Source organism: Vibrio sp. ECSMB14106 (genome assembly GCF_000972265.1).
Classification (GTDB): domain Bacteria; phylum Pseudomonadota; class Gammaproteobacteria; order Enterobacterales; family Vibrionaceae; genus Vibrio; species Vibrio kanaloae.
Genome location: NZ_LAUM01000006.1, coordinates 21,491 through 33,680, shown reverse-complemented (window position 1 = coordinate 33,680; position 12,190 = coordinate 21,491). Strand labels below are relative to the sequence as shown.

Genomic DNA, 12,190 nt, shown 5'->3' with positions numbered 1-12,190 from the left:
ACCTAAGGTCGCTCTTTTTAAATAAACTTATCATCTTCAGTATTAGTGAATATGGTTTGCTACCAACGATTGGCTTTCTGTGAAAACAACGTCATCAAGTTGTAGGTTGATGCGTTCCAGTTTGCTTTCCATCTTCTGACTTTTCTTAAACAGCTTTTGCTGCTTCTTAATCACCTTCGCCAGTTTCTTATTGTACTTCTCTTGCTTCTTCGCGGCTTTTTTCGCTCGCTTAAGCTCTTTTTTCTGACCGTTGCTCGCCATGATTTTTTTCAGCTTGGCTTTTTTCAATGATGGTTTCTTAGCAACGCTAGGATCAAACATTTGTACGGCAGAATCAGGCGTATCTACAACCTCAACAAGCGTTATTTCAGGCTTAGGCAGCGTTTCAGCTAACAGGCCACACACCACTTTCTCTTCGATGGGTTTGCTTTGACAACCAAGCGGTGGAATTGCAGTCGGTTTGCATAGGTTCGCTTGATCTGCCGAAGAACGCGCACAAGAACGACACACAAACTTGGGTTCAGTGACCAAGCTGTGGATCTCACCTAGATGTTCGGTAATATCTCGACGGTTTAACTTACAAAAGCGTTTAGCCATGCTACAACTCCAGCTAAGAATAATAATGATTCTTAGTTAGATATACATCCGTAACGCGACTATCGCAAGTGTTAAATGGTGATTTATCGTATTTATGACGGGGAGTTTTCTTAGCATGTCGCTAAGTTATTGATGCTTTAACTGAGTAATTGATATTTTACCTAGGTCATTGATGCTTTCACATACACATCAAAACGGTTCTTTTTGGTTTCGATCGCCATGCTTGGTTTTTGCTCGTCTAACCACGCGGCGTAATCCGGCCTTTTAACCACAACGCGTTTTGATGCGAGCTTAAGAGCCGGTTGTAATAAAGCATCAGCATCCATATCAGCGCCGACCAAAGATTGGAATACGCGCATCTCTTTTTTAACCAAAGCCGATTTCTTTTTGTTTTCAGGGTGTGGGTACATAGGGTCGAGGTAAACCACATCTGGTTGCTTGAAATTAGGATCATCACAGAGCTGATTTAAGGCGTCATGGCTTGAAGCGTGAATCAACGTCATACGTTCACTTACCCAACCACCAATATCCGGATCTTGCTGCGCACGTTGTAAACCATCATCAAGCAACGCGGCCACGACAGGATGACGCTCGACCATTTGCACTTTACAGCCCAACGAGGCCAACACAAACGCGTCACGTCCTAAACCGGCCGTGCCATCGAGGATAGTCGGTGTTGCTCCTTTGTTTAAACCTGCCGCCTTGGCAATCGCCTGGCCTTTACCGCCACCAAACTTACGTCTGTGACCAACTGCGCCTCCTACTAAATCCACAAAGATAGCGCCCAACTTCGGTTCGTTTACTTTGCGTAACTCAAGTCGCTCGCTCGTTAATACCAACGCAAAATCGCTGCTTTCATCATGAGATAAGTTCCAGCGGGTCGCTAAGTCATTCAAATGATCGATTTGAGTAGCATCTTCGCAAATCAGTTGTAGTTGCAAGGTCGTCTCCAACAGACTGTAGTATTCAAATAAAAGAGGCAACCAGTTTACCTGATTGCCTCAACAATACATATTAACGGTGTAAAAAGGATGAATACGTAGAAACGATGAGTAAGGAAAAACACTCATGATGCTTAGCGTTCATCACAAAGCTATATTCACTAAGTCCAAATGTTATAGAAAGCGCTCTTGCTGTAACTCTTCGACTAATTCTTCAAGCGGCTTAGGCTTACCTATGATGTAACCCTGCGCATAGTTAACACCAAGCTCGAGCAGTTTGTCGATCACCTGAGTGTTTTCAACAAATTCAGCCACCGTATATTTGCCCATCTGCTTAGCGAGGTCGTTGATAGAACGAACCATCACGTGGTCCATCTCGTTGACATCAATATCACGTACAAACAAACCATCGATTTTCACAATATCGACCGGTAGCTTCTTCAGATACCCAAACGACGATAACCCTGAACCGAAATCATCCAGTGCAATCATACAGCCCAGCTCTTTAATTCTCGTAAAGAACTTGATCGCCTGTTTCATGTTACTCATTGCGGCCGTTTCAGTGATCTCTAAACAAATTTTATGGCTCGGTATTGACGAGTTTTTGAGGTTATCAATCAAGAACTCGACAAACTCTCGATTACCCATCGAATGACCAGACAAATTGATTGAGCACATTCCAAGCTCATCAATAACCTGTGGCCGTTGCTCCAACCAACTCAATGTCAGGCTCACCACTTTGCGGTCAATCAGGTGTGCAATGTTGTATCGCTCTGAAGCGGGCATGAAGATACCCGGAGAGATGTATTCCCCATCAACATTCTTAATCCGAACCAAGATCTCGAAATGCATTTTCTCGCAATCTATATCTAAGCCTAGAATACGCTGTGCAAATAGCTCTAAGCGATCATTGGCCAATGCTTCATGCACCAAGTTCACGCTCTCCATCTCCAAATGACGGCGACGAAGGTCTTCATCATCTTGATGATAAAGGTGGTAGCGGTTACGTCCCTCCTCTTTGGCCACATGACAAGCAGCATCAGCCTGAGCATGCACCATCTGCGGTGAGGAGGCAGTATGGTCAATCAATCGAAGACCGATAGAGCAAGTGAGGTTGAGGCGAATATCCCTCCACACAAATGAATTTTCACTCATCATAGAGATAATGCTACGACACACATTGAGCGCATCTCGCTCGGTGCAGTCTTTGATTAACACGGCAAATTCGTCACCACCCATGCGCGCCAATAACGCATTATAGGGCAGCACATCTTCTAACAGTTTTGCACTAAACAAGATCGCAGCATCGCCCGCTTCATGCCCTGCGGTATCATTCAACACCTTCAGTTGGTCTAAATCTAGGAACAACATCGCATGAGTTCGCATGTGGCTTTCGACCTCTTTAAGCGCCTTTTTCAGCTCTTGCTCAAAGTGGTTGCGGTTAAAAGTGTCAGTCAACAAGTCGTACTGTGCTTGATACTCTAACTTTTCTGACAGCTCGTGTGTTTCAGTAATGTCTTCACCCACAATCAACAGCTGATCAGACTCAACCAACGGGCGAATATTTTCTCTAATCCAGATTGTACTGCCATCAGCATGACGATATTCAATATCACGGCGCCACACACCGCGGATTTTATGCTGCGGTTGCAATAAAATATTACGTGGAGTCATCGCATTCTCATCAACGTAGAACTCTCGAGGGCGATGGCCCAATAACTGTTTCAATGAATAGCCCAACAACTTTTCAGCAAACTGATTCACTTGTTGGATGCGGTTGTGACCATCTAGCGTAATCATCATTACCGGTTGTTTGTCATAATACAGCTTTAGGTTTGCTTCACGCTGGAACAGTTTATTCTCAACAAGCTTACCCGACGTAACGTCACGAGCTTCAAATAAGAACTGAATATCATCCCCTTCGCTGATCGGCATTGGCTTTAATGAGATGTCCAATACCATTGCGCCACGATCACGACACCACACTTCGGCTTCAAATCGCAAAGCCTGATGTTCGTCTTTAGAGATAAAATATTCCTTTAGCCGCTGCTTTGCAGAATCTTCCCAGTGTTGATGGTTTTGAAGAGGCGTCCCCAATTTATAGCCTTGGTTGTAAAGAAGTTCATGCAATTTACTATTACTAGACAACAGCACACCAGCCTCATCGATAATCCCCATAAACTGTAAACTCTGGTCGAATATCGACTCAAGTAGCCGTTGGCTCTGACGGCTCGTTCTCTCACTTTTCTTGAGACGATTAAGGTAATAAACCAAGATCGCGATGACGCTCGACATCGTTAGGAACAGCAAACCTATGGTCTGAATTTCATCGCGGTAGCGAGTCAGGAATGGTTTGGGCTTATTGAAGAAGGACACCGAAGCTTCATTCTCAGCACCCAAGTCCCAGCGTGAGATTTGTTGGTAATCAAGTTTGATTTCTGGGGCGCCCGCAACCACTTTCGGCAAAGGTTTATCCGGGTTATCGAGCACCTTCAGCAACACCTGCCCCGTACCTCGCCCTTGTGTCTTACCACGGTGGATGACACCGCCAATAGCACCATACCCAAGCCCCAAATCATGCACGATATACAATGGTATCTGAGCTTTTTTGTTAAGCTGGCGCCAGTCCTCATTACTGCTGACTCGGCCGTTGATATCTCGGTAGTAAGCCCAAAACAGCAGGCTTTTTGTAATATCAGCGCGTTGAGCGAACGTCATCAGTTCTCGATAAGAGTCGGGCTTATATTGCTCTACCAACCTAGAAAACTCAGGACGCTTTTCTAGGAATAGATCCACTTGAGCGCGAATAGCTTCACCCGTTACCGAATGATCAGTGACCACATATATTTTTTCCACTGTCGATTGAAGTCGCTTGATCAGCTCTACATTGCTTGCTATATCAATATCTTCGGTGATACCCGTCGCATTCAAACCTTCTATCATTTGTGGAGAGAAATTGTTGATGCCACCAAAAATAACAGGCGTGCCATTGAGCTCAGGCGCTAAGCGCTTCATCAGGTTAAGGGCGTTGTTATCACTGACCACCACAGCGGTAAACTCTTCATGCGACAGCTTGGTACGGTATAGCTGATAAATTCGCTCTAAGTATTCCGTGTTTTGAGTACGCTTGCTATCGAGATAAACGACACGATAAGACAGGCCGTCACGGTCGAGTTCTTCAGCCAACCCTTCATGGAAATCATCTGTCCAGACAAAACCTTGATGATAAGAGTGAATGACCAATACATCTTTTGTCTGTGCTGAAGTAAAAACACTCCAACACATCAAAACTAATAACAACGAAAATCGCACTGTATTCACCCTAACACTATAGTTACTGCTAATATTATCACCCTTGGCTATGATGTGTACTCTAGCCGGTATGTTTTCATTCAATCTAAGGATTACGCATGTCCACAACAACCGCTCGTCTAGATGACCTAGACCGTGCCATTCTCAAAACTTTAATGGAAGATGCGCGAACGCCTTATGCTGAAATGGCAAAGCAGTTTGATGTCAGCCCAGCCACGATTCATGTTCGTATCGAAAAGATGAGAGCGGCTGACATTATTGAGCGTACCGAGGTTGTGGTAAACACCAAAAAATTAGGTTACGACGTATGCTGCTTTATTGGCATCAATCTCAATGCCGCTCGCGATTACCATTCAGCCATCGACAAGCTCAATGCTTTAGAGGAAGTGGTAGAGGCGTACTACACCACAGGCGCCTATAATATTTTTGTCAAATTGATGTGTAAATCGATCGAAGAACTGCAGTTTGTATTGATCGATAAGCTGCAAGCGATCGATGAAGTTCAGTCGACCGAGACCCTAATTTCATTGCAGAACCCTATCAATCGCAATGTGAATCCATAGCATTGATTCAGCTTAATGTAGACAAAAAAAGAGCCTCTAACGTAGAGGCTCTTTTCGCTATTAACTCGTAATGAAAGCTAATTAACTCGCAATAGAACTAAGCAACTACCACCGTTACGGAAATGATAGCAATTACGCGTTGATTCCCGCATGACGCAACATTGCATCAATGTTTGGCTCACGACCTCGGAAGCGTTTGAATAGCTCCATTGGCTCTTCACTGCCACCCATTTCAAGGATGTTACTCAGAAAGCGATTACCGGTTTCTGTATTGAAGATGCCTTCTTCTTCAAATGCAGAGAACGCATCGGCTGAAAGCACTTCTGCCCATAGATAGCTGTAGTAACCTGCACTGTAGCCACCAGCAAAGATGTGGCCAAAGCTATGCGAGAAACGGTTCCAATCAAGGCTTGGTAGTACCGATACCTTAGATTTCACATCGGCTAGCGTCTCTAATACGCGAGCCCCCACTTCTGGATCGTATTCTGTGTGTAGCGTGAAATCGAACAAACCAAACTCTAGCTGACGCAGGATAAACATTGCAGATTGGAAGTTCTTCGCCGCTAGCATCTTCTCGAGCATCTCTTTTGGTAAGGCTTCACCCGTTTCGAAATGACCAGAGATAAACGACAGCGCCTCTTCTTCCCAACACCAGTTCTCTAGGAATTGACTTGGCAGCTCAACGGCATCCCAAGGCACACCATTGATACCCGAAACTGCACCCGCTTCTACTTGCGTCAGCATGTGGTGGATACCGTGACCGAATTCGTGGAATAAGGTCACTACTTCATCGTGAGTAAACAGTGCTGGCTTATCACCAACTGGCTTGTTGAAGTTACACGTTAGGTAAGCAACTGGCGTTTGTAGCTCGCCAGATTCGGTAATACGACGACCACGACAGTCATCCATCCAAGCACCACCACGTTTGTGCTCACGTGCGTATAGGTCTAGATAGAAGCTACCGCGCAGTGCACCTGTCGCGTCAAAGATATCAAAGAAGCGCACTGAGTCATGCCATGTATCGACACCTTCACGCTCTGTTACCGACATACCAAACACACGGTTTAGTACCTCAAATAGGCCTGATACAACATTGGATTCAGGGAAGTAAGGGCGAAGCTCTTCATCAGAGATCTCAAATAGATTCTGCTTCTGTTTTTCGCTGTAGTAAGCAATGTCCCATAGGTTTAGCTCAGACACACCAAACTCTTTCTCAGCAAACTGACGTAGCTCTTCGACTTCGCGCTCACCTTGTGGTTTCGCTTTTACGGCTAGGTCATTGAGGAAACCGAGCACTTGATCCGGCGTTTCAGCCATTTTGGTCGACAGTGATTTTTCGCTGTAGGTGTTGAATCCAAGCATGCGTGCAACTTCGTGACGCAGTTTAAGTTGCTCGGTGATGATCTCTGTGTTGTCCCACTTACCTGCATTTGGACCACGATCAGAAGCACGCGTTACGTACGCTTCATAAAGCTCTTTACGTAGCTCTTGGTTATCACAGTAAGTCATCACAGGTAGGTATGACGGGATATCTAAAGTCAGTAGGTAACCTTCTTGCTCTTTAGACTCCGCCGCTGCTTTCGCTGCAGCTAACGCAGATTCAGGCATGCCCGCCAGTTCAGCCACGTCTGTGATCTGCTTGCTCCAACCCATGGTTGCATCAAGTACATTATTCGAGAATTGAGAACCTAGCTCAGACATGCGCTTGCTGATCTCGCCGTAACGATGCTGTTCGTCTGCAGGTAAGCCAATGCCCGACAGTTCGAAGTCGCGCAGTGCGTCAGTAATGGTTTTTTGCTGAGCTCGATTCAGTGCCGAGAATGCTTCACTCGCCTTGATCGCTTTGTACGCTTCAAACAAACCTTTGTGTTGACCCACCCAAGTACCGTATTCAGATAGAGCAGGCAAACAGCTCTCATACGCGTCACGTAGCTCATCACTGTTCACGACAGAATTCATATGGCTTACAGGTGACCAAATGCGGCTTAAACGATCGTCCACTTCTTCAATCGGAGCAACGAGGTTGTCCCAGCTTGGTGAAGTATTACCTTCAAGTACTTGTTCTATCTTGTTGCGACACGCTTCAATCACTTGCTCAACTGCTGGCTTAACGTGCTCAGGCTTGATTTGTGAAAACGGAGGTAAGTCCGTGAAGGTTAATAGCGGATTAGACATATAAACATTCCTTTGGCTTTAGAGACTTTCGTCTTTTTTGTAATGGGGTCGTCTTACAGTCATCAGGCTAAGGGTCGCCTAAAAAAATCACCTGCGAATAGTTATTAAATAGTGCCCAACAAGGCAAATTTCAATAGTAGAACCAATAACTAACTGCATATTGCGAACGACTGTTCCTGAATTGTTCGAGAATTTATAGTCCATTGAGGGTTATAATAGTCAGATTCACCCCACCTACACTAACCACACTCTAAATCGAGAGTGTTACGAGAGTTTAATTTGTTAAGTTATCGCCACAGCTTCCACGCGGGCAACCATGCCGACGTAGTAAAGCATATCGTACAGAGCCTTATTCTTAATTCTTTGAAACAGAAAGATAAGCCTTTTGTTTATCATGACACTCACTCTGGTGTAGGTCGTTACGACTTAACGCATGAATGGTCTGAAAAAACCGGTGAATACAAGCAAGGTATTGCACGCGTCTGGGAACAAACAGAACTTCCTGAAGACATTCAAAGCTACCTTGAGTCTATCTCAGCACTCAACAATGGCGAAAAACTGCGTTTCTACCCGGGCTCTCCACGTGTTGCCCGCGCGCACCTGCGCGACCAAGACCGCATGGTACTGACTGAGCTTCACCCAGCCGATCACCCTCTGCTTGAGCAAGAGTTCCACTGCGATCGTCAGGTATCTATCTACAAAGAAGATGGCTTCCAACGCCTAAAAGGCAGCCTGCCACCTAAAGAACGTCGTGGTTTGGTACTTATCGACCCACCTTACGAGCTGGCAAAAGAGTATCGCGATGTGGTGACTGCGATTGCTCAAAGTCATAAGCGCTGGGCAACCGGTATCTACGCAATTTGGTACCCGGTAGTAAACCGCTGTGATATAGAAGATATGATCGAAGGACTTGAAGGATTAGGCATCAACAAGATTCTACAAATCGAACTGGGCGTATCACCAGATACCAACGAGCGTGGCATGACAGCATCAGGCATGATTGTTATCAACCCGCCTTGGAAGCTAGAAAGCCAAATGAACGAGATTCTTCCATTCTTGAAGGAAGCAATTGCGCCGGCGACCGGTCACTTCAAAGTAGAGTGGATCGTACCCGAGTAATCTCGAACTTAACGTCATAATCTGACGAATATTCAGCAGATTGTGACGTACACGAATAAATTTCAAACAGGGTGATTGAGTTCAACCGATCTGCCCTCAATATAATAATTAGATAATTTAAGAATCTATAGGACGTAGGTATCCAGTGCGCTCACTGTAACTACAGCCTTCAATAAATGGAGAAAGTAATGGCAACTCATTTTGATTACATCTGTATCGGCGGCGGTTCAGGCGGCATCGCATCAGCTAACCGCGCAGCTATGCACGGTGCAAAAGTTGCACTTATCGAGGCACAAGACCTTGGTGGTACATGTGTAAACGTTGGTTGTGTTCCTAAAAAAGTAATGTGGCACGGTGCTCAGGTTGCTGAAGCGATCAATCTATATTCGGAAGATTACGGCTTCGACGTTGAGGTAAAAGGCTTCAACTGGAGTAAGTTGGTTGAAAACCGCCAAGCGTACATTGGTCGTATCCACCAATCTTACGATCGCGTTTTGGGTAACAACAAAATAAACGTCATCAAGGGCTTCGCTAAGTTCGTTGACGAGAAGACTGTTGAAGTAAACGGCGAACACTACACTGCAGATCACATCCTGATCGCAGTAGGTGGTCGTCCAACGATTCCAAACATCCCAGGCGCAGAATACGGCATCGACTCAAACGGTTTCTTCGATCTAATGGAGCAACCAAAACGTGTTGCTGTTATCGGTGCAGGTTACATCGCAGTAGAAATCGCAGGCGTACTAAGTGCACTTGGCACAGAAACACACCTGTTCTGCCGTAAAGAGTCTCCACTACGTAGCTTCGACCCAATGATCATCGAAACATTGGTTGAAGTAATGGAAGCGGAAGGCCCAACACTTCACACACACTCAGTACCTAAAGAAGTTGTGAAAGAAGCAGATGGCACACTGACTCTACACCTAGAGAACGGCAACACTCAAAACGTTGACCACCTAATCTGGGCTATCGGCCGTCACCCAGCGACTGACGCTATCAACCTAGCGTCAACTGGCGTTGAAACTAACGACCGTGGCTACATCAAAGTAGACGAGTTCCAAGCAACGAATGTTCCTGGCATCTACTGTGTTGGCGACATCATGGAAGGCGGTATCGAGCTAACTCCTGTTGCTGTTAAAGCAGGTCGTCAGCTTTCTGAGCGTCTATTCAACGGTCAAACCAACGCGAAAATGGACTACAAGCTCGTTCCTACTGTTGTATTCAGCCACCCACCTATCGGCACAATTGGTCTAACGACTCAAGAAGCTGAAGAGCAATACGGCAAAGACAACATCAAGGTATACACGTCTGGCTTCACTGCTATGTACACAGCAGTAACCAAGCACCGTCAACCTTGTAAAATGAAGCTAGTATGTGCTGGCGAAGAAGAGACTGTCGTTGGCCTACACGGCATCGGTTTCACTGTTGATGAAATGATTCAAGGCTTCGGCGTTGCAATGAAGATGGGCGCAACCAAAGCAGATTTCGACTCTGTTGTGGCGATTCACCCAACGGGCAGCGAAGAGTTCGTGACCATGCGTTAAACCTTTGTAAGTCAAAGAAATATTATGAAAAAGCCGACATCTGTCGGCTTTTTGTGTTTTTTACCGTATGGTTTGAATACTTATTAACCGAACAGCATTTTACACACTTAACTTGGAAGAAAGATCACACTACAATCGCGCGCTATAAAATTACACGCATAAAAATAACAAATAGCTCTATTACATAAAGGATGTACGAGTAATGAAAAAAGTGAGTATTCTCGCAGCGGCGATTGCAGTGGCTTTAACAGGTTGTGGTAGCGACAGTTCTAATTCAGGTGTCACAACACCGACAGAACCATCAACAACAACCAACAAATTTATCGATGCCGCTGTTGAAGGTATCTACTACAACACCAGTTCTGGCTTAAACGGTGTTACAAATAGCGAAGGCGAATTTACCGCTAAAACTAGCGACACGGTGACCTTCTTCATTGGCGGCGAAAACGGCTTAAAAGTAGGTGCAGCATCAAACCGTGATGTACTGACTCCATTTGAAGCGGCGGGTAAATACGCTCGTGCACTTAACCTAGCAATTTTACTTCAGTCTCTGGATAACCAGTTTGGTAGCACTTCAGATGAAATTCTGACAATTCCAGATGTGTTGCGTGAGCCTGATGCTGCTACGTTAGCGAAGATGAAAGATCTGAGTCTTGATGACCGCGCTAGCGTGATTGACTTCCTAGATACGATGGACGTAGATGCGGCTAATATTGCCTCTGAAGAACAAGCATTAACTCATATGGAAAATGCATTTGGATCAATGGAACGCGGTGATGACTCTGCAAATCCATTTATCACTGCTGGCAAATTCGTTCGTTACATTGATGTCACCCAGAACTCTAACGAATTCATATACGTCCACGCTGACAAGCTAATGGAAGAAGAAATGTTCGAGCGTACTCGCGGCATGACCGAGATGACGTTCAAAGTGAATTCTGCAGAATCAGTCACTATGTTCGCAGGATCTAACGACTATTCATTATCAGAAAGCTTTGCTGAGCAATACCTAACATGTGTATCTAACTCTGCTCATCAATGGATAGATGAAGACAGCTCGAAACTACAAGGTTGTGATACAAACAAGGATGGTACTGTAGACCAAACAAATGGCTCAGTAACACCTGATAGCAAATTTGTATTGAATGACGCGTTTGCCTACAAACTTCGAGACTTGGCACAATCAGCAACCGCTGATGAAGAATTCACAGCCGAAGACATCGAGGGATGGAAGCCATTCGATGTACAAAAAGCATCTGACTTGAATCACTACACCGCAAACAATGTCTGGGATGACAAAGATAAAGACAGCGACCCATCAAACTGGATTCGTGATACGACTTCTGGCTCTTTCGATCCTGTAACTGGCATTTATTCTGAGATTGTTAAGAAAGAAACACTGGGGAGCGACGCAAATAATCCTCAACCTCGCGTAACAGAGCGTGTTGCTTACTACTACGAAATTCCAACAAAAGATTCTGAACGTTATGTAGATTTCACTGGTACATGGGAAACGAAAGAGTACTGTGACAATGGCGAAGTTGCAGTGAGTACTATGGTGTTCGGCACAACAAAAGTAACTACATCAGGTTTTGAATGTGACAGCGAAAATGGCGGCCAATCTTCACCAGAAGATATGGGGCAGTTTGATGCAACCTACGCGGAGTTAGGCGCTATCGATTACTGGTGGTTTGGTCAAACAGACCGAGCTTCAAAAGCGACACTGACAGAACTGAACACAGTAGTTCGTTTCTGCGACCAAGATAATTACGTTGCAGGCGCTGCTTGTACCTCAAATGATGAATACTTCGTTAAGTGGGAATACCAACCTGCGGGTACCAACTGGGATGAAGGCCTACTGATCCGTCGTAAGATGGATAACACAGGTAACACCTATGGTCGTTTTAGCATCATGCAGAAAATCAACTAATCACTGAGT

Annotated in this window: 8 protein-coding genes; 4 read left to right on the top strand and 4 right to left on the bottom strand. The window is 45.2% G+C overall.

Going from position 1 to position 12,190, the window contains the following annotated elements:
• Positions 1 to 42 precede the first annotated feature (42 nt).
• The 3 genes from WR49_RS05965 to WR49_RS05955 all read right to left on the bottom strand — a co-directional run bounded on the left by WR49_RS05965 (position 43) and on the right by WR49_RS05955 (position 4,823).
• On the bottom strand, positions 43 to 597 hold the full coding sequence (locus WR49_RS05965; RefSeq protein ID WP_046223398.1) for a hypothetical protein: 555 nt from the start codon (positions 595 to 597) through the stop codon (positions 43 to 45).
• A gap of 161 nt (positions 598 to 758) precedes the next feature.
• A complete protein-coding gene (locus WR49_RS05960) occupies positions 759 to 1,538 on the bottom strand; it encodes a class I SAM-dependent methyltransferase (RefSeq protein WP_046223397.1) in 780 nt (259 codons plus the stop codon).
• Between the two features lie 174 nt (positions 1,539 to 1,712).
• Complete coding sequence (locus tag WR49_RS05955) at positions 1,713 to 4,823, bottom strand: EAL domain-containing protein (RefSeq protein ID WP_046223396.1); 3,111 nt, start codon at positions 4,821 to 4,823, stop codon at positions 1,713 to 1,715.
• 125 nt (positions 4,824 to 4,948) lie between these two features.
• On the opposite strand from WR49_RS05955, the gene asnC reads away from it, so the two are divergent.
• Positions 4,949 to 5,413 carry a transcriptional regulator AsnC gene (gene asnC / locus WR49_RS05950; RefSeq protein WP_017055560.1) on the top strand — a complete coding sequence of 155 codons (465 nt, stop codon included), beginning with the start codon at positions 4,949 to 4,951 and terminating at the stop codon, positions 5,411 to 5,413.
• A gap of 132 nt (positions 5,414 to 5,545) precedes the next feature.
• Here asnC and prlC read toward each other — a convergent pair whose 3' ends face one another.
• Positions 5,546 to 7,588, bottom strand: a complete 2,043-nt coding sequence (gene prlC, locus WR49_RS05945; RefSeq protein ID WP_017055559.1) for an oligopeptidase A — start codon at positions 7,586 to 7,588, stop codon at positions 5,546 to 5,548.
• A 279-nt stretch (positions 7,589 to 7,867) separates the two neighbouring features.
• On the opposite strand from prlC, the gene WR49_RS05940 reads away from it, so the two are divergent.
• From WR49_RS05940 to WR49_RS05930, 3 genes are all read left to right on the top strand, one after another.
• Positions 7,868 to 8,707, top strand: a complete 840-nt coding sequence (locus WR49_RS05940; protein WP_046223395.1) for a 23S rRNA (adenine(2030)-N(6))-methyltransferase RlmJ — start codon at positions 7,868 to 7,870, stop codon at positions 8,705 to 8,707.
• Between the two features lie 188 nt (positions 8,708 to 8,895).
• Positions 8,896 to 10,251: a glutathione-disulfide reductase gene (gene gorA / locus WR49_RS05935; RefSeq protein ID WP_017055558.1), complete on the top strand. Its 1,356-nt coding sequence runs from the start codon at positions 8,896 to 8,898 to the stop codon at positions 10,249 to 10,251.
• Between the two features lie 202 nt (positions 10,252 to 10,453).
• Positions 10,454 to 12,181 carry a hypothetical protein gene (locus WR49_RS05930; protein WP_046223394.1) on the top strand — a complete coding sequence of 576 codons (1,728 nt, stop codon included), beginning with the start codon at positions 10,454 to 10,456 and terminating at the stop codon, positions 12,179 to 12,181.
• Positions 12,182 to 12,190: the final 9 nt, after the last annotated feature.